Genomic DNA, 18,632 nt, shown 5'->3' with positions numbered 1-18,632 from the left:
GCACCACCTGCTCCGCACCCGTCTTCTGACCTCGCCGCATGTCCAGCTCCTTCGGTCCTGGCTGATCCTCTCAATCAGCCCGGTCCAAAGCCAGCCAGTCACGTCACTTTCGGAGCCGCGAGGTACACGTCCCTCACCGTCAAAGGGCTCAAGCCGTATGCCGTGCCCATCATCCTGTCGCGCCAGCGAACGACGTCGGCGGTCGTGATGCGCCGGACGTCCTCGGTGCCGACGAAGGCCATGAATTTCCTCAGGATCGGGTACCACCGCTTGACGGTGGCCTCGCTCGGCTGGACCGAACGTCGGCACTCTGCCCAAACGTCAGCGAATTTGAGGGGTCCCGCCGAGGTGAAGGGCAGCGGGAAACGCTTGGCATGCTCGTCGGGCGTATAATCGCCCTCGGCGTTCCGCAGCAGGCTTCCGTGCGCCAATCCGTTCGCTTCCGCGGCGGCGAGGATGATGCGCCGACGGTCGCCCTCCGTGACGACGAGGCCCTTGTCCGAGATGATCTTGTCAGTGGCTTGCCCGTAGCGCGCCCGCACCAACGCCTCCGCCTCGGACCAACCCGTCGCGAGCCGCAATGCCGACGGACTGCCAGAGGTGCGCATCCGGAGCTTTTCAGCCCATTGTCCGCCACAGCCTCCCGACACCATTGCTCGGCTGCGCCCGAATCGTCTGCGTGTTCGGCGACCTTGCTGCAATAGATTTCGCCGGCAATGGCCTGGACCTGGCGATTGGTGAGCGGCTGCAGGCCCTTCCTCAGGTTGGCCCAGCGCTCCTCCAAGGCGGTGTTCTCGGCGAAGTGGCGGGCCCTGGCCTCGGCCGGGTCCTTGGTTTTCAAGGAAAACTTCACCTCCACCTTGCCAACGAGCTTCACCAGGTCCTCGGGTACGCGCCTGCGGAGTTGGTAGACGCCGGTCTTGGCATGCTTCGTGGGGCGGGGCATGGGCAACGGCACTGTGTACCACCTGTGTGTATCACCAGGCGGATAAAAAAGCCTTACTTGCCAATAGGTTGTGTAGGATCAAGCACTTAGGTAGGTGTGTGGCGGAGAGGGGGGGATTCGAACCCCCGATGCCCTTGCAGGCATGCCGCATTTCGAGTGCGGTGCATTCAACCGCTCTGCCACCTCTCCGCGAAGGCGCCTCGATGAGACGGGCGGTCACTAGCACGAGTGGTTCGGCTTTCACAAGCGGCGGATCGCGGGAAAGCGTGCTCGGGGTAGGGGACACTGAGCGGGGACGGTCTCACTGGTCCGCTCCTCCTGGGTTGCCCCTTCGGGATCGCGGGGCCTTCAGCGTTGCTTAACCGGACCGGTGCGACGCTCGACGCGCGGGAATCGGAACTGGTCGGTGCCGGGGCGGCGGCGGGCGGAATCCTGAACTGGGAATCGAGGGATGGCATTGGACGCCGGCACTGCCCTGATCGCCATCTTGGCCGGCTCCGCTCCGCTGCACCTCATTCGCGCCCTGTCGACCCTCGACTGCGTGATCCGGCCGATCGTCGGGCCGTCGCCGGATCTCGCGCCCCTCCAGGCCTGCGACCTGATCCTGGTCGAGGCGGGCGTGCAGGCGCACGGGGATGTCCTGTCGCTCGTCGCGCGCGTGCGCGCACTGACCGAGCATGCCCGGACGCCGATCCTGCTGGTTGCGGCCGAGGACGCCGCACAGGTCCGGCGCGAGGCCGCGGCCGCGGGAGCGACCGATATCATGGTCGACCCGGTCGATGCCTTCGACCTCAGGATCCGGGTCGGCAACCTGCTGGAACTCGCCCTCGCCCGCCGGGCCGCCGAGCACCAGGGTCGCCTGGCAGCCCGCACCGTCGAGCGGGCGGTGGTCGAGGCGGCCGCCCGCGAGCGCGAGATCATCCGCCGGCTGATGCTGGCCGCCGAGTTCCGCGACGATCAGGCCGGGGGCCATCTCACCCGCGTCGCCGGCTGCGCCATCGCGATCGCCGAGGGCCTCGGCCTGTCGGAGCAGGAGGCAAACGACATCGCGTTTGCCTCGACCATGCACGACATCGGAAAGATCAGCATCCCGGACCACATCCTGATGAAGCCGGGCGCCCTCACCGAGGCCGAGCGCGAAGAGATGAAGCAGCATGCCCTGCGGGGCTATCGCATGCTCAACGACAGCCCCTCCCACCTGCTGCAGCTCGCGTCCGACATCGCCCTGACCCACCACGAGCGCTGGGACGGCAAGGGCTATCCCCAGGGATTGCGGAGCACGGAGATTCCCCTGGCGGGCCGGATCATCGCGGTGGCCGACGTGTTCGATGCCCTCATCTCCGAGCGAGTCTACAAGAAGGCCTGGTCCCTGGAGAAGGCACGCCAGCACATCGAGACGCATGCCGGCACCCACTTCGATCCGGACTGCGTGGCCGCCTTCGTTTCGCGCTGGACCGACATCGTGGTGCTGATCGCGGAGCATCCGCCCGAGAGCGTCGCGGCCTGAAGCCGGCCGGAGACCGGCGCACGTACAGGCAGGCGGATCCAGAAGGTCCGGCACCCGGCAGAACGCCGTGATCCTGTTACCGCTGCGGCGAAACAGGCATATACTAGAGCCCTCTAGGTCCGCTATCCTCGATTGCCCGCATTGGGTTCCTGGTCGTCATCCTGGGACGCTGCGGCCGCGGGCTTCGGGAATTTCAGTGGCATGGCATGCATGACGGACGCTCCCCGCGAGACAACTACGCCTCTCGTCGATCCGCTGCTGCTCGACAATCAGCTTTGCTACGCTCTCTATGCTGCCGCCCATCGGATGACGAAGTCCTACCGGCCGATGCTGGAGCGCATGGGTCTGACCTACCCGCAATATCTCGTGTTGCTGGTGCTCTGGGAAACCGATGGCATCACGGTCTCGGAGATCGGACGGCGTCTGCGTCTCGATTCCGGCACCCTGACCCCGGTGCTGAAGCGCCTGGAGGCGGCGGGCTTCCTCGTGCGCAGCCGCCGTCGCTCCGACGAGCGCGAGGTCGAGATCGCGCTGACGCCGCATGGACGGGACCTGCGCGCAGAGGCGAGCGCCGTGCGGGAATCCGTGATGTGCCAGCTCAACATGTCGGAGCCGGAGGTCCAGGCGATGCGCGCCGACTTGAACGCCCTGATCGAGAATCTGAGCGCGGCCGGTTGATGCGCTGCGACGGCGTCGATCGGGTGTCGCCCGGGGCTACTCCTTGCCCCCTGCGCGAGGCTGAAACTTTGCCGGGTAAGTTTCACTTGTCTGAGACGGGATGGTCCCGGTAAGGCGGTACGTTCCGACGCGTCGTGACGCGGACAAGCCCTCGTTCACACCTGTACGGGATTGAGCGTAACGTGGATGCCCATCGATCGGTCCAGTTGGCTCTCGCGACGCCATTCCGTCTCGACGCGAGCGATGGCCGGACCGTCCTTCTGACGGCTGCGCCGAACCGGAACGGCGTCGCGCGGAGTGCCGTCGACCTTTGTGGTGTCGTCCTGGCCGACGTCGAACTCGCCCGGGCTCAGGGCGTTTCCGATCGATGAGTGCGCATGCGGGCGAAGCGGATCTGGCCCCGCGGCGGCAGGTTGGTGTTCTGCCGTTCCGGCGGATGCCCGACGGCAGTTTCATGGTCATGCTCATCACCTCGCGGGAGAGCCGGCGCTGGGTGATCCCGAAGGGCTGGCCCATGAAGGGGCGCAAGCCCTACGACGCGGCCGCGCGCGAGGCCTACGAGGAAGCCGGCCTCCTCGGCACCGTCGGCAAGCGCCCGCTCGGCTTCTACCTCTACGAGAAGCGCCTGAAGAGCCGCGATGCGGTGCTGTGCCAGGTGAAGGTGTTCCCCCTCGAAGTGCGCAAGCAGCTCAAGCACTGGCCGGAGCGTCACCAGCGCGAGGATCGCTGGTTCCGGCCCTCGGAGGCGGCAGATGCCGTGGCGGAGGCGGGGCTCGCCGCGATCATCCGGGCCGCCTGCAAGCGCGAAGCCGGGGCCCTCGCCTGAGGTCGCTCGGCAGCCGATCTGCCGGCGGCATCGGGATTCGGACATCGGCCCGCGAGAAACCCAGACAATTCGCTGCGATGCGATTGCCAAGGGCATGATGATCGGCTAATTGCCCCTCCGTCCGGTTCGCACGGCCCTTGCCGCAACCCAGGACGTTTGGCTGCTGTAGCTCAGTGGTAGAGCACCTCATTGGTAATGAGGAGGTCGACAGTTCAATCCTGTCCAGCAGCACCACTCTCCTTCTCGATCGACACCGATTTGGGGACGGCGGTGCCCGCTTCGAGCGGCGCGATGTCCCCGGTACATTCGACCACGCGGCGCCATGCGCCCCCGGGCCTTCCCGGATTTCGTTCGGTCTTCTTCCGCGTCAGCCCCGTGGCACGATCCTGGGAACGGGAGCCGAGGGAAGCGTCGAGCGGCGCATCCGGCCGACATCCAGCCGACCGGCATTCGCGGCGGGGGGTGAGGCGAAGGAAGCCGGATCGGTACCCGCGCCCGGCGGATGGTCCGGCGTCACGACGACGTTGCGCTGGACGGTCTGGTCGCTCGCGCGGGCCGGAGGCTCGTATCGGAACGGGTCGCTCAGCCAGAACACGTTGTCGGTGATCCGGTTGTCCCGAGCTGCCCCCGGCGTTCGCTCGAGGATCTCCGCCAGGTTCGGGTAACGGCGGCGCCATAGGGGCGAGGACACGGGCATCGCGGCGAGCGCCGTCCGGATCTCGGAAGTCGAGTCCATCACTGAGCCGGACGCCCAGTCCAGACCTCGCGCGTCGATGTGGACCGCCGGACTCGATGCCACGAAGGTGTTGCCCGTGATGGCATTGTCGCGCCCTCCACCGACGAAGACCGGCTGCTCCACCCGCAGAAAGAGATTGCCGGTGACGGTGAGGCCGCTCGCCATATCGTCGAGGTAGACGCCTTTCACCTCGTGACCCGGGTCGGTCGCGAGGTCGTGCAGAAAATTGCCCCGGATGGTCGATCCGCGGGCGGTCCAGTCCCGCCCGGCATAGATCGCGCCGCTATCCGTCGCGCCCTGGAGCAAGCGGGCGACCTCGTTATCGGCCACGAGGTGGTCGTTGCCCCGCAGGTGCACGGCGTAGTCGAGGGCGTCGTGGATGTAGTTGCCGGTGACCTGCGCTCCCACGCCGTCGAGCTCGACGGCGGGACTCTGGGTGCGGGACAGCCGCGCGTAGCGTGTGATGCGGCTGTCCTTCAGGAAGAGCCCACCCGGCCGGAGGGACGGCCTGTCTCCGCCGGAGAGGCGGACCGCCCCGAATCCCGTATCGGCGATGCTGCAGGCCTCCAGGCCTCCGCCCTCGATGTCTTCGAAGACCGCCGCGCGAAGCCCGCTCCAGGCCAGCGCGCTGTTGCGCACGACGACGTCGTGCCCCCCGCGGGCCGTCAGCAGATCGCCACGACTGCGCGCGAGGTGCAGGGTCTCGATCCGGACATGGGCGGCCCCCTCGAGGGTCAGGAGCGTATCGGCGACGGCCACTTCGATGGCCCCCGCCCCCTCGCGCGGCCAGACCAGGAGCAGGTTGCGCGCACGGTCGCGCCACCACTCTCCGGGCTCGTCGAGTTCCGCCAGGGCATGGACGACACGCGCCCGCGCACCGTCGCGGATCCCCTCATAGGGCCGCGTGCCCAGGCGCAGGGGCATCGCCCGGCCCGAAATCCGCAGCGGGATCGTCTCGAACAGCCAGTCCCACCGCCAGTACCCCTCGGCCCATAGATCCGTCTCACCGAGCCAGCGCTCGGGCCGGGCTCCCACGAGGCGGAAATTCGCGCCATCGCCGCCCGGACCGGCCTCGACCCGGGCGAAGCCGCCGTTCGGCCAGCGCGCCGGAGTCAGCGCACCGCGCTCGTCATAGACCTCCAGCGTGAGCGGCGGCGGCGGCGGACCGAGGAGGCGCTGGGATCTGATGGGCGCGTTCGGCACCACGCCGGCCGGCAGGCGGTAGGCCCGGACATGGCGGCGGGCGATGGCGGGCAGTCGGTTCGCGAGCTCAGCCGGCACGGCCGCGGGCGAGACCGGGACGCTCCCGACGAGGTGCGTGCTTCCGTCCGGGGCCCCGCGAAGCACCAGCGGCGCACCCGGCGTGCCGCTGTGCTCGGGGCCGATCCGCAGGGCCGCGGGCAGATGATAGACCCCGGATGCGAACTCGACGGCCAGCGGTTGCCCGGGCTGGCGGGCACGCATCGCCGCGACCCGCTCCAGCGCCTCGGCCGGACCCGAGAGGGCGCCGGGGCCGGGCGGCGGAACGCGGATCACCTGCTCGGCCGAGGCTGGAGTTCCATGTGACGCGACGACCGGCACGGCGGCGGCAGCCAGGACGCGGACGAGTCCGATCCCGACCGCAGCGTTCCGGATCGACGCAATCCACGCGCCCAGGTCCCTGTACGGCCGCGCAAGACCGGCCGAGGCGAGACGACGGAGCCGACGGGCAGCCGGGTCGCGGACAGGCATGACGGGAACACCGAAGACGAGCGCCTGACGGCGTGACAGCGGACGGGAGCCCGACTGGCGCGGCGACGTTGCCGGAACCTGCCCCGATCCACAAGCGGGTGCCGCGCCGCCATCGCCGGGCGCAGCGACCTGGGCCGCTTCCGCCGCCTCGGCCCCGATGCCAGTCTCCGGGCATCCGCTTCGGGCGAAGCGCCCTTAGATCGTCGACGAGGTTAGCGGGGATAACACCCGGGAGAGGTGTTCCGCGCTGGGACTCCCATCCTTTTCCGACCCGGAATTAACGGGGCTCGAAGGTTCGCCATGCTCTCGAATGAGGGCTGACCCGTATTCCGCCGGGGTTGCGCGACGGCGGATTTGCGGAGGGCTCGGGGGCGGGCGCCCGGGAGTTGCGGGTCCGTCCCGAAATGGCACGGACCGGGTGGCCACGACCTTGCAGCGCCCGGGACACACCCGCGTGGAATCGGATGAGGGTGGCACGGACACACGCACAGGGGGGTGCTGTCGTGAGATCGCAGGTTTCGAGATGACGAACCACCCGATGGCGCACGGCCCCGTGCCGCTGCATCCGATCGAGTGGCAGGACGACTCCGCTGGGCGTGCGCGCACCATCACGGCGAGCCAGGCCGTCGCGCTGGTCCGGCGCCGGAGCTGGATCGTCGTGCTCGGGCTGATCCTTGGCTTCGCCGGGGCGGTGTTCTTCGTCGCCTCGTCCGAACCGCGCTACATCGCGACCAGTCAGGTCATCATCGACCCGCGCGGCCTTCGCGTCGTCGAGCGGGAGGTCAATCCGAGCACCGACAACGCCGACGGTCAGGTCGCGACCGTCGAGAACGAAATGCGGGTCTTGAAATCGAGCGAGGTTCTCGATGCGCTGATCACCCGCCTCGGGCTCGACAAGGACCCCGAATTCGTCGGCGATCCGCCGGGGGCCCTGGGCCGACTGAAGAGCACCGTCCTCGACCTGTTGCGGACCCCCTCCACGACGCGCGAGCCGGCACCGCGCATCGCCGCGTTGCAGGCCCTGGACCGCAAGATCGCCGTGCGCCGCGCCGAGCGAAGCTTCGTGGTCGAGGTTACCGTGGCGAGCCGCGAGGCCGAGAAATCGGCCCGGATCGCCAACGAACTGGTGGCCATCTACATCGAGCAAGCGAACAAGACGCGGGCCGAGTTGGCGCGCCGCTCGGGCGTCTCGCTGGACGGCCGCCTCGCCGAGCTGCGCGCGGCGGCACGGGAGGCCGAGGACCGGGTCGAGGCCTTCAAGGTCCGCAACGACCTGGTCCGGGCCGACGGCGTCCTCACCCGTGACCGGCGCCTGCGCGACCTCAACGAGCAGCTCGTGGCCGCTCAGTCTCGTGCAGCCGAAGCGCGCGCGCGCCTGGAACAGGTGACGGCACCGGGCGACAAGCTCGGCGGCTCGCCGGAGGCGATGCAGTCCCAGACGGTGACGCAGTTCCGCGGCCAGATCGCGGAGGCCAAGCGACGGCGGGCCAACCTCGCCAACCTTCTGGGCCTTCGCCACCCGGAGCTCACCTCGCTGAACCAGGAAATCACCGAGCTGCAGGAGCAGCTCGACCAGGAGCTGCGCCGGATCGTCGATGCCGCGCGGGCGAATTACCAGCGGGCGAAGCAGGTCGAGGAGAGCCTGCGCAAGGCGGTGACGAACCTGTCGCAAGCCTCGTTCACCGACAGCCGGGCCCTCAGCCAGCTCCAGGACCTGGTGCGGGAGGCCGAGGCACGGCGCACGCTGTTCACGCAGTTCCTCGTCCGTTCGCGCGAGCTTGCCGAGCAGACGCGGGTCGACGTCAGCAACATCCGGCCGATCAGCTCCGCCATCCCGCCGACGGGCCCGGCGAACCTGAGCAAGACCATCGTGATCGGCCTCGGGACCCTGATCGGACTGGCCGCCGGGCTGATGGCGACGCTCGTCCTCGGACTCCTGCGCGGCGAGCCCCGGCCCGGAACCGATCCGGCCGCGCGGCGCCTGCAGGCCGCGGCGCCACCGCTCCGCCGGCCCGCCGGCCCGGGTGAGGTTCAGGGCCGGGCTCCGTGACGCCGCGCCGCCGAGGAGACCCAGAATGATCCCGCCATTCCTCTCGGCCGCGGCACCGGGCGCGCCGACGCGGGCGCCGGCGGAGCGGACCCGCGATCTGTGGAACACCCTCTTCGTGGTGTTCGCGGTGCTGATGAGCGTGAACGCGTTCTACTCGGTCTTCGCCGGCGGCGGCGAAAGCTTCGGGAACGACAAGTCGCACGTCCCTTCGAACCGCGGCAATCTGATCTATGTCGGCCTCTGGCTCGGGCTCTATGCCCTCTCCGGATGGGTGATCTTCCGCGATTCGCTGCGCAACGGGCTCGATCTCTGCCTCATCGCCCTGGCGCCGCTGGCCGGCTACATCCTGCTCTCGTCGACATGGTCCGCGGATCCATGGGCGTCGCTGGTGCCGGCCGGCATGCTCGCGCTGAACATGGTCATCGCGGGAGCGCTCGCGGCGGCGGTCCACCCGGCGCGGTTCCTGCGCCTCTTCGCCTGGACGAACGTCGCGCTGGTGGGGATCTCCCTCGTCATGCTGGTGCTCGATCCCGACGGAGTCCGGACAGACGTCACCCGCCCGGGTCTGCTCATGACCGGCGAATTGTTCGGCGCCTATGCCAACAAGACCGTACACGGCATCTCGGCCTCCATCGCCATCCTGATCCTGCTGTTCCTGCCCGATGCCAGCGGGCGCGGCCGGCGCTGGCCGGCGATCGCCCTGCTCACGCTCGGCCTGATCCTGGCCAACTCGATGGGGTCGGTCGCCGGAGCGATCGTCGCCGGAGCGGCACTGCTCGCCGCCAGGCTGCTGCCGCGCCTCAGCATCCCGGTCTTCGCGGTGGCGACGGTCTTCGCGATCGTGTTGGCCCTGACACTGCCCCTGATCGGAATCGGCGACCTCGCGCTCGCCCTCGGCCGCAGCGCGGATTTCACGGGGCGGAGCACCTTCTGGCCCTACGCCTTCGACGCCATCCGGGAGCGCCCGCTGTTCGGGGCGGGCTACCTCAGCTTCTTCAACACCGACCCGTTCTCGGGGGCGTGGCGCGTGTGGGAGCACGAACTGTATTTCTTCACGCCGGACTTTCACAACGCGTTCCTCGACATCCTCGTCGGACTGGGGATCGTCGGCGGGGTCCTCTACGTCCTCCTGCTGTCCGTTTCGTCGTGCATCTTCGCCCATCCCAGTCTCGATCAGCGCTGCGCGCTGGTGCTGTCGGCGATCCTCATCGTCTTCATCCTGAACAGTGCGACCAATTTCGTGTTCCTGGCGCACAACCGGATGTCGACGATCTTCCAGTTCTACTGCCTGTTCGTCCTCGGCCGGCACTATGCCGGACCGGCCCTCGGCCAGATCCGGCTCGGCGCGGGACCGCGGACCGCCGCAGGATGAGGCCCGCACCCGAAGCCGGGCTTCTGTCCTGGTTCCCCGGTTTCCTCCGCCCACTCGAAGGCCCGGGCGCCCCGACTCCGGCGCGGCCCGTCCGGCCATGGCGATGCGGACGGCAGGCATGAGACCGGACCCGAATCCGAAGGGCGGTGGCATGCCCTACCTGCCCCAACTGGACGGCATCCGCGCCCTCGCGGTCGGACTCGTTTTCCTGTCCCATGCAGGCCTCGGGCATATCGTGCCGGGGGGCCTCGGGGTCACGATCTTCTTCTTCCTGAGCGGTTACCTGATCACCACGCTGCTGCGGTGCGAGGCCGGACGGACCGGAAGCGTCAGCCTGCCGGCCTTCTACCTCCGCCGTGTCTTCCGGATTTTTCCGCCTCTCTACCTGACCCTGCTCTTCGCGCTTGGTCTCTACGCCGTGGGTGCCCTCAAAGGTCCCTACGATCCCTTCGTGATCCTGACCCAGGCGACCTTCCTGGTGAACTATGTGGGCCCGCTGGGGGGCGACATCGGCCTCGCGCTGCCGCTGCCGCTCTGGTCCCTGGCCGTCGAAGAGCATTTCTATCTGCTCTTCCCCGTCGTCTTCCTCGTCGGACGCGCTTCGCCCCCCCGGCTCGCGCTCGCCTGCCTCGCGGTCTGCCTCGTGGTGCTCGGCTTGCGGATCGCCGCGGTCCGGCTGCTGACGGATGCGAGCGACACCTACATCTGGACGCACACCCGTATCGATTCGATTCTCTTCGGGTGCTGTCTCGCCCTCTGGCGCAATCCCCTGCTCGACGGAGCCAAGGCCTACCGGCCCGGTGATCTCCAGGCGGCCCTGGCGTTCGGCGTGCTGTGCGGCACGATCCTGCTGCGCGACGAGACGTTCCGGCAGACCCTGCGCTACACCATCCAGGGCGGTGCCCTGTTCGTCCTGTTCGCGGCGATCCTGCGACCCGCGGACGGCAGCCTCTGCGGCCGGCTGGCGCGACACCTGTCGGGAGCGCTCCTGCGGCGGATCGGCCTGTACTCCTACACCATCTATCTCGTGCACGCGGCGATGATCGAAGCCGTGACGGGCTTCATCGGCTTCGATCTCCTGCAGATCGTCGTCGCCCTCGGCCTGACGCTGGCCTACGCGGCGCTGATGCACCGCTTCGTCGAGCGCCCGTTCGCACGTCTGCGGCGGCGGCTCGACACCCGCGATGAACCCGGGGGAGCCCTCTCCCCGCTGCCACCGGCCCTACCAGCCGCGCGCGACCAGTGAGTCGTGCACCACCCGCGCGACGACGGCCTGGCCGGCGTCGTTGAGGTGAATGTGATCCTCGCGCAGCGAGCGCGGCGGCACGTCCCGAGCCAGATCCGCACGATCGGGACCCGTCGGCGCGATCCCGGCCAGCGCCAGGCCGGAATCGATGAGCCGGGAGCGGATGTCGACGTAGTACGGGCCGTGGGCGGCCCGGAGGGCGTCGTTGAGATCCACGATGATGCGGTAACCGGAATCGCCCCGCCGCTCTTCGGACGTGTCGGCATTCAGGATCGACAGGACGAGGACACGCTTGCTCCTGACGGCGTCCACCATGGCTTTGACGTCCGCCCGTACCCGCCGGACGTCTTCGTAGTTGTTGCGGCCGGCCCAGATGATCGTCACCGCATCGTGGGACCGCGTGTCAGCCAGCATGCGGGCGGCGATCTCCGAACTCGATTCCCCGCCCACGCCCGCATTGCGGACGCTGCGCATCGGCGTGAAGAGCCGCCCCAGAACGACCGGATAGCGTGCCGCCACCGTGCGGGCACCGGTGCCGTAGGTCAGGCTGTCGCCCCAGGCGACGATCGCGGGGGAGACCGCCGCCTGGGTTCGTGTCGCCCAGCAAGCCGCGAACAGGCCGAGCCCGAACGCACGGCGATCCGGCATCCGAGCGATGGGACGGGGAGGCGCGGGCTCGAGAATCATGTCGACGAACGTCTCGGAATAGGTCTGCAGGGAACCACACGCAGGTGCGACGGACCGCCCGAACCTTATGTTCGATCGACGGGCTCGTCTCGCGGGGATTGAGCACGCTTCGACCCGATCGCTCGCTATGCCGAAGGGACGCGAAGAGGCTCACGACATCGGCTTCGCGCGTCACGGGACGGCGCGCCCGGACTGCCGCGTGACGCCTGGGCGGGGATCGGCACGGGGCAGAGGACCGCCGAGCCCCCGTAGGTCCAGTCCCGTCCTCTCGACCATGGCACTTCGGCACCTTGATGTGAACGGAGTTACATGTGAGCGTGCGCAGGGTTTAAATGCTCCGGGCGATGTGACCGCAGCGGCTGCGCAGTGATAGTTAAAGCAACCGAATCCAGGGACGCACAATTGGTCGATCACCGGCCATGAAAAATAAGACAGATCGCATCTGTATTTATAAATATCGTTCCGATTGGTGTCGGGATTCGCGTTCGAACGATCGCGGCACCTCACCATTCAGGCTGGGCAGGCATGTATTTAAGGTCAGACGACGGCGCATGAAGAGAGAGACTTCGATGAAATGCTGGATTTTTGTCCTATGTCTTTCGGTCGCCGTGTTCCTGCGATCACCGGTCCAGGCGGACGAGTATCGTCTCCACATCGGTGATACGCTCGATTTCTCGATCGCGGGCGTATCCCTCCAACGGACGTCAACTGTCGATACGGACGGACGGGTGACGCTTCCCCTCGTCGGCCCGATCGACGCCAAGGGAAAGACCCTGGGAGAAATCCTCGCCTACCTTCGGCGCGAACTGCCCAAGAAGTCGCTGAACCTGCGGACGCCCGAGGGACGGGACCAGATCACGATCATCGACCCCCAGGAGATCACGCTCTCGATCTCCGATTACGTTCCCATCTATGTGAACGGAGACGTGAGCCGCCCGGGGGAACAGAAGTTCCGGCCCGGCATGACCGTGCGTCAGTCGATCTCGCTGGCCGGAGGCTACGACGTCGTCAGGTTTCGGGTCGAGAATCCGGTGATGTCGAACGTCGACCTGGAGGATGAACTCCGGGCCAAGTGGATGGACGTCGAGTATGCCTACGCGCGCCGGGAGTTCCTGCAGAAGCTCCTGGATCGATCCAAGGAGCCCGCCCAACCCTTCGCTCTGCGCTCGCCCCTCGCCAAGGGCCTGCGCGATCAAGCCGCCAAGTCCGAGACCGACCAACTGCGGGCCAGCCTCGAGACCTTCAACTCCGAGCGCGCCGCTCTCGAGCGCAAGATCTCACTGCTCAACGACGGTCTCGACGCGCTGGACAAGCAGAAAAAGAGCGAGGACGAGAACGCCAAGCTCGACAGCTCCGAAGCCGCCCGGATCGCCGATCTGTTCGCCAAGGGGACGCTGCCGGCCCCGCGCGTCGCGGATGCGCGCCGCCTCGCCCTGCTGTCCGCGACGCGGTCGCTGCAGGTCGGGTCCCAGATCGAAATGGACCGGAGAGTGCGCAGCGATGCGCAGCAGGCTCTGCAAAGGCTCATCAGCGACCGGTCCGAGCAGCTCTTGAAGGACCTCAAGGAAACCAACGACGCGATTTCGAAGAGTCAGTCCCGGATCAGTGCCCTGACCGAGAAGCTCGTCTACACGAGCGCCCTTCGCTCGCAGCTGCTTGGATCGGGGGTGAATTCCCCTCAGATCTCCGTCGTGCGTCAGGTCTCCGGCGCCGCGAAGGTGATCCAGGCCGAGGCGGACACCGCTCTGGAGCCGGGCGACGTGGTGGAGGTGAAGATGACCCTGACCGCCAACACGCCCCCGATGGCAAACTGATCCGGCCACGGGCGACGGGCGGTGCCGAAGATCGTCCTCGGCTCGCCCATGGCTGCGGAATCCGCTCGAGGAGCGAGACGCACGGGCACGCCGCGGCCCGGAGCGCGAGGGCGAGCGTCGGCAGTTCCGGCGCGGTCACGAGCGTGGGGGCCGGCCTGAGGCCGACCTCCGGGGTGCAGATCCGGAATGATTTGTCGGATCGCCCCGGCGGAGTACTCTTCCGGCCAGGGAGATACGCCGATGACCACCGCGACGACGGCCGGCAGGGCCGCACCATCGATCTACGACCGGGATCTCGATAAGAATCCGGCGAATTACCAGCCGCTGACCCCCTTGAGCTATCTCGACCGTGCGGCGCGGGTGTTCCCCGATCATGGCGCCGTCTTTCACGGCTCCCTGCGGCGCAGCTATGCCGAACTCTACGCGCGGTGCCGCCGCCTCGGCGCGGCGCTGGCGGCGCGGGGCATCGGGCGCGGCGACACCGTCGCGGTCATCCTGGCCAACACGCCGGAGATGATCGAGGTTCATTACGGGGTGCCGATGACCGGCGCCGTCCTGAACACCCTGAACACCCGCCTGGACACCGCCGGCCTCGCCTTCTGTCTCGACCACGGCGAGGCCAAGGTGCTGATCACCGACCGGGAGTTTTCCAAGGTCGTGGCTCCGGCACTGGCGCAGGCGCGGGTGAAGCCCCTGGTGATCGACGTAGACGACCCTGAATTCACCGGTCCCGGCACGGCGGTCGGCAGCCTGGGCTACGAGGCGCTCCTGGCGGAAGGCGACCCGGCCTGGGACTGGGCGATGCCCGCCGACGAGTGGGACGCGATCTCGCTGAACTATACGTCGGGCACCACCGGCGACCCGAAGGGGGTAGTCTACCACCATCGCGGCGCCGCCCTGCTCTGCCTCGGCAACGTCATCACGGGCAACCTTGGGCAGCACCCGGTCTATCTCTGGACCCTGCCGATGTTCCACTGCAACGGCTGGTGCTTCCCCTGGACCCTGTCGGTGGTGGCCGGCACCCATGTCTGCCTGCGCCAGGTCCGCGCCGGGGCGCTCTACGAGGCGCTGGCCGAGCACGGCGTCACCCATCTCTGCGGGGCACCGATCGTGATGCAGCTCCTCCTCAACGCATCGGAGGCCGAGCGCCGTCCCCTGCCCCGCCGGGTCGCGTTCCTGACGGCCGCCGCGCCTCCGCCCCAGGCGGTCCTCGGCGCGATGGGGGCCGCCGGCTTCGACGTCACCCACCTCTACGGCCTGACCGAGACCTACGGCCCGGCCGTGGTGAATGCCTGGCACCGGGACTGGGACGCCCTGGACGCGAATGCGCGTGCGGAAAAGATGGCGCGCCAGGGCGTGCGCTACCCGGTTCTGGAGGGCTTCGACATCCGCGATCCCCAGACCTGCGAATCCGTGCCCGCCGACGGCGAGACCATGGGCGAGGCGATGTTTCGCGGCAACGTGGTGATGCGCGGCTACCTCAAGAACCCATCGGCCACCCAGGCCGCCTTCGCGGGCGGCTGGTTCCGCTCCGGCGACCTCGGGGTCAAGCACCCGGACGGCTACATCCAGCTCAAGGACCGCTCGAAGGACATCATCATCTCAGGGGGCGAAAACATCTCCTCGATCGAGGTCGAGGACGCCCTGTTCCGCCACCCCGCCGTCTCCGCTGCGGCGGTCGTCGCCCGCCCCGACGCGAAATGGGGCGAGACCCCGATGGCCTTCGTCGAACTGAAACCCGACGCCACCGTGGAGGCAGACGCCCTAATCGCCTGGTGCCGCGAGCGCCTGGCCGGCTACAAGCTCCCGCGCCACATCGTGTTCGGCGAACTGCCCAAGACCTCGACGGGCAAGGTGCAGAAATACCTGCTGCGGGAGCGGGCGAAGGCCGAGTGAGCAGGATCGAGGCGGGCGCACGCCGCGAGTCCTCAATTGCCCCCGAAGCGCCGGTTGACCAGGACCGCTTCGGCCGCGGTCAGCTGGTAGATCGCCTCGATCGTCCGGTCGAGGCCAGCCCGAATCTGGGCGAAGCGCTGAATCGCGTCCGTTCGGACCCTCTCGCTCGGGCTGGCATGGATCTGCCCGCCGATCTGCATCAGGCGACCGACCTGCGCGACGATCGCGGCGTGTGTGCGTGCCTCGCCGTCATCAGCGAGGTCGAGCAGCCTGATCGGGAGGGCGGCGAGTTCGTTTGTCCCGACATTGTTGTTGGAGCTGGTGAGCTGGAATCGCCACTGCAGCAGGCGACTGTTCAGGCAGGCGAGGATGTATTCCGGCGACAGATCACAGGTCGGATCGACGACCACCGCGTTGGTCGAGTCGGCGAAGTACCACCCTGGCTCCGAGAGGGTGGCGACGATCCGCTGCTTCTCGTCAACGCCGGTGATCCTCTGGGTCACGATGCGCCGGACACCGACGGCATCCGGTGTGTTGCGGGTCCGCTCGTACCGCACACGGTCGAACCATTCGACCCGTCCCTGGCTCAAGGTACGACGGATCGCGTAGGCGGAGACCTCGACGCCTTTCAGGAGCCGGCTGTGCCGCGGGTCATCCGTGATGTAGGCGCGGTAGATCGTCTGATTGATCTCGCCGCGGGAGATCCGAATGCCCTCGATCCCGTCGAGACGCGCGACCGAATTCGATCGATGCAGCTTCTTGGCCAGCTCCCACGAGGCCTGATCGGCGATCGGGATCGGCAGGCCCAGAGGATCGATGGCCGCCAGTTCGCTCCGCTGCATCGTGGTGTCCCGGGAGGGATCGTCGAAGGAGGCCCGGGGATAGACGTGGAGGCCGATGCGCGGATTGTGCCTGCGCCGGGAGGGTGAGCGTTTGCGGCCTCCGACGACCACCGTCGACAGCTTGGCATCGTAGAAGACGCGATGCTGCCGGATATCCTTTTGCGGGAAGGCCCAGGCGTTGAGACCGTCGACCTGATCGAGGACCGAGAGGCGCGTCGTCCTGCAGCTGAAGTCGGCCAGGAGTGCCATGGGCACGATCATGCCCAGATAGCCGTTGTGCCGGACGAGTTGCAGGCTCTGAATCAGGAAGAACCGGAACAGGTTCAGTTTGCCGCCCTTTGCGGCGTCCAGGCGGTCCGTCCGGTCCAGGTAGGCGCGGAAGACGTCGTGGGGCCAGGAGGCCGCACCGCGTTCCTTCTCGATCACGTCGTAGGGTGGGTTGCCGATGACGGCGTCGAACCAGCCCCGTGCGCAGACCTCGGGAAACGCCAGATCCCAGGAGAACGGCCTCGCCTCGGCGACCCGCAGCTCGGCCGGCAGCAGCGCGTAGGCATCCTGTCCGACGAGGCTGTTTCCGACGTGGATGTTGCCGGAGAGGTCCGGCAGAAAAGTCTCGTTCGGGAACAGCACCTTCTGCCGCCCCAAGGTGGATTGGGTCTCGCCCTCGAGGATCTTGAGATAGATCGACATCTCCGAGACCTCGACCGCCTGGCGATCGATATCGACGCCGAAGATGCAATCCTTGGCGATGCGCTTCTTGAGTTCACTGGTCAGCTTCAGGTCGCCGTGCGCGTCGATGTAGACGGATTTCCCGTCCCGCTTGTCCACGTTCAGATGGTAGTAGTGGATATGGGCCTGGAAGAGCTTCTCCAGCGCACGGATCAGGAAGGTTCCGGACCCGCAGGCCGGATCGAGGATCCGGATTCGGCGCATCTGTTCCGGCGTCCTGCCCTCCAGGAGTGGCGCCAGAGCGCCGTCGACGATGTGGGCGACGATGTGTTCGGGCGTGTAGAAGACGCCGCCCTGCTTCCGGATCTCGGGCTTCGGGGTCACGTTCCCCTGTTCGTCGATGAGCGAGCCAAGGAAGCGCTCGTAGACGGAACCGAGAATCTCGATCGGCAGGGTGCTGAAGAGATAGGGCGATTCGTCCCCGGCCAGATGATCGATGAAATCGGCGAGCCACCGGTCGTCGACCACGCAGGACTCGACGAAGTGAGACGGCGTTCCGGCCCGTCCATAGAGTCCACCGTTGAAGGCCGCCCGCATGTTCGCCTGATTGCCGACGATCACGCTCCAGAGTTCGCCCTTCCGGCGTCCGTGCCGTTCCCAGAGCGTCAACGCCTGCCGGAGCGTCTGGAAGGTATCGATGTCGCGGTCCTCGCAGACCCTCTGGAAGATGAGCCGATCGAGGATCACCTGGACGGCCTCGTTGATCGACTCCCCATCCCAGTGCAGGGCTGGATTATGCCGGATCAGGGACTTGGCCAAGCGCGCACGCTCGCCTTCGAGGTACTGCAGGAAATCGGTATCGACGGCCCGGTTGCGGTCCGGCTTGATCAGCCAGAGTTGCCGGTCCGTCCGGGAGATGACCTTGGGCAGGTCTTGGATGAAGACTTCCAGGGATCCGGCCGCGACGGCTTGCCGGGATAGCAGGTCCCAGATCTTGGGCGCCGCAGCCAGATAATCCTGATAGCAGAGGCGCCAGCCCGGCACGACGCTGAACGGTTTCTCCCGACTCGGCTTCCCCCCGACGACGAACAGGTTCAGCTCGTCGAAATTCGTCGTCAGGCCGATCCAGAGACGCAGGTTGTAGACGTAATTCTGCAGCTGGAACCGATGATTCTCCAGCTTCTCGGGAAACTTCTTCGCCTCGCAGACGAACCGATCGAACCCGCCGATCCGAAAAACGTAATCCGCCTTGCCGTTGACGACGCCGTCATAGGCCCGGTACTCGACCCGCACGTCTCGCATGAAGGGCGGATCGTCCTTGGTATTCCTGACGTCCCAGCCCAACGCCTCGAAGAACGGATCCAAGTACTCGTTTCGCAACGAATATTCGTCCAGCCCCTTGCGATATTCAGACCGGTATTTCGCGAAGCGCTGGCACAACCGATCCAGGACTTCCAGAAATCGATCGAACTCGCGTCCTCGCTGCAGGTCCATTCGACACACTCCGGCGCGTCCGCATCAGCCTCGATCGAGCGTTCCGGCCTCAGCCGATCGCCGGATACGCACCGGCGCAAAGGCCGGCTGGCCCGGCCGCCATCTGGGCTTTCTCTCCAGCGGGCGGGGGGCGGCATG

At 67.5% G+C, this 18,632-nt stretch carries 12 protein-coding genes, 2 tRNA genes and 1 pseudogene; 9 read left to right on the top strand and 6 right to left on the bottom strand.

Translation table 11 applies throughout. The features are described 5' to 3' along the window. Window positions 1–98: 98 nt before the first annotated feature. The 3 genes and pseudogenes from AC3WLN_RS05445 to AC3WLN_RS05435 form a co-directional block, all read right to left on the bottom strand. The gene (locus AC3WLN_RS05445) at window positions 99–608 is read right to left on the bottom strand and encodes a hypothetical protein (protein ID WP_492480060.1); all 510 of its coding nucleotides are present in this window, start codon (window positions 606–608) and stop codon (window positions 99–101) included. A gap of 209 nt (window positions 609–817) precedes the next feature. Beyond that, window positions 818–946: pseudogene (locus AC3WLN_RS05440) on the bottom strand (DUF6538 domain-containing protein); the annotation flags it as partial. Window positions 947–1,045: 99 nt separating this feature from the next. After that, window positions 1,046–1,135: transfer RNA gene (locus AC3WLN_RS05435), tRNA-Ser, on the bottom strand. A gap of 262 nt (window positions 1,136–1,397) precedes the next feature. Between AC3WLN_RS05435 and AC3WLN_RS05430 the strand changes: the two genes are divergently transcribed. The 4 genes from AC3WLN_RS05430 to AC3WLN_RS05415 all read left to right on the top strand — a co-directional run bounded on the left by AC3WLN_RS05430 (window position 1,398) and on the right by AC3WLN_RS05415 (window position 4,191). Then, window positions 1,398–2,453, top strand: a complete 1,056-nt coding sequence (locus AC3WLN_RS05430) for an HD-GYP domain-containing protein (RefSeq protein ID WP_492480056.1) — start codon at window positions 1,398–1,400, stop codon at window positions 2,451–2,453. Window positions 2,454–2,663: 210 nt separating this feature from the next. Then, the gene (locus AC3WLN_RS05425; protein ID WP_492480055.1) at window positions 2,664–3,131 is read left to right on the top strand and encodes a MarR family winged helix-turn-helix transcriptional regulator; all 468 of its coding nucleotides are present in this window, start codon (window positions 2,664–2,666) and stop codon (window positions 3,129–3,131) included. Between the two features lie 367 nt (window positions 3,132–3,498). After that, the gene (locus tag AC3WLN_RS05420) at window positions 3,499–3,957 is read left to right on the top strand and encodes an NUDIX hydrolase (protein WP_463773312.1); all 459 of its coding nucleotides are present in this window, start codon (window positions 3,499–3,501) and stop codon (window positions 3,955–3,957) included. A 159-nt stretch (window positions 3,958–4,116) separates the two neighbouring features. Then, a tRNA-Thr gene (locus AC3WLN_RS05415) sits at window positions 4,117–4,191 on the top strand. A gap of 133 nt (window positions 4,192–4,324) precedes the next feature. On the opposite strand, the gene AC3WLN_RS05410 is transcribed toward AC3WLN_RS05415, so the two are convergent. Next, on the bottom strand, window positions 4,325–6,229 hold the full coding sequence (locus AC3WLN_RS05410; RefSeq protein WP_492480054.1) for a right-handed parallel beta-helix repeat-containing protein: 1,905 nt from the start codon (window positions 6,227–6,229) through the stop codon (window positions 4,325–4,327). Between the two features lie 718 nt (window positions 6,230–6,947). Between AC3WLN_RS05410 and AC3WLN_RS05405 the strand changes: the two genes are divergently transcribed. The 3 genes from AC3WLN_RS05405 to AC3WLN_RS05395 all read left to right on the top strand — a co-directional run bounded on the left by AC3WLN_RS05405 (window position 6,948) and on the right by AC3WLN_RS05395 (window position 11,092). Further along, window positions 6,948–8,474: a GumC family protein gene (locus tag AC3WLN_RS05405; protein ID WP_492480053.1), complete on the top strand. Its 1,527-nt coding sequence runs from the start codon at window positions 6,948–6,950 to the stop codon at window positions 8,472–8,474. Window positions 8,475–8,499: 25 nt separating this feature from the next. Then, window positions 8,500–9,846: an O-antigen ligase family protein gene (locus AC3WLN_RS05400; protein ID WP_492480052.1), complete on the top strand. Its 1,347-nt coding sequence runs from the start codon at window positions 8,500–8,502 to the stop codon at window positions 9,844–9,846. Between the two features lie 118 nt (window positions 9,847–9,964). Further along, window positions 9,965–11,092: an acyltransferase family protein gene (locus tag AC3WLN_RS05395; protein WP_492480051.1), complete on the top strand. Its 1,128-nt coding sequence runs from the start codon at window positions 9,965–9,967 to the stop codon at window positions 11,090–11,092. Here the strand turns inward: AC3WLN_RS05395 and AC3WLN_RS05390 are convergent. Then, complete coding sequence (locus tag AC3WLN_RS05390) at window positions 11,069–11,779, bottom strand: SGNH/GDSL hydrolase family protein (RefSeq protein ID WP_492480050.1); 711 nt, start codon at window positions 11,777–11,779, stop codon at window positions 11,069–11,071. The genes AC3WLN_RS05395 and AC3WLN_RS05390 overlap by 24 nt on opposite strands. Before the next feature lie 419 nt (window positions 11,780–12,198). Here AC3WLN_RS05390 and AC3WLN_RS05385 point away from each other — a divergent pair, with 419 nt between their 5' ends. Both AC3WLN_RS05385 and AC3WLN_RS05380 read left to right on the top strand, forming a co-directional pair. Next, window positions 12,199–13,593: a polysaccharide biosynthesis/export family protein gene (locus AC3WLN_RS05385; RefSeq protein ID WP_492480049.1), complete on the top strand. Its 1,395-nt coding sequence runs from the start codon at window positions 12,199–12,201 to the stop codon at window positions 13,591–13,593. 240 nt (window positions 13,594–13,833) lie between these two features. Beyond that, window positions 13,834–15,489 (top strand): acyl-CoA synthetase, encoded by a 1,656-nt coding sequence (locus AC3WLN_RS05380; protein WP_492480048.1) that lies wholly within the window; start codon window positions 13,834–13,836, stop codon window positions 15,487–15,489. Between the two features lie 32 nt (window positions 15,490–15,521). On the opposite strand, the gene AC3WLN_RS05375 is transcribed toward AC3WLN_RS05380, so the two are convergent. Continuing rightward, on the bottom strand, window positions 15,522–18,365 hold the full coding sequence (locus AC3WLN_RS05375) for an Eco57I restriction-modification methylase domain-containing protein (RefSeq protein WP_492480047.1): 2,844 nt from the start codon (window positions 18,363–18,365) through the stop codon (window positions 15,522–15,524). Window positions 18,366–18,632 lie beyond the last annotated feature (267 nt).

Source organism: Methylobacterium sp. FW306-05-D, from assembly GCF_058782155.1.
The sequence above is the reverse complement of the archived record's forward strand: the minus strand, read 5'-3'. Positions and strand labels throughout refer to the sequence as shown.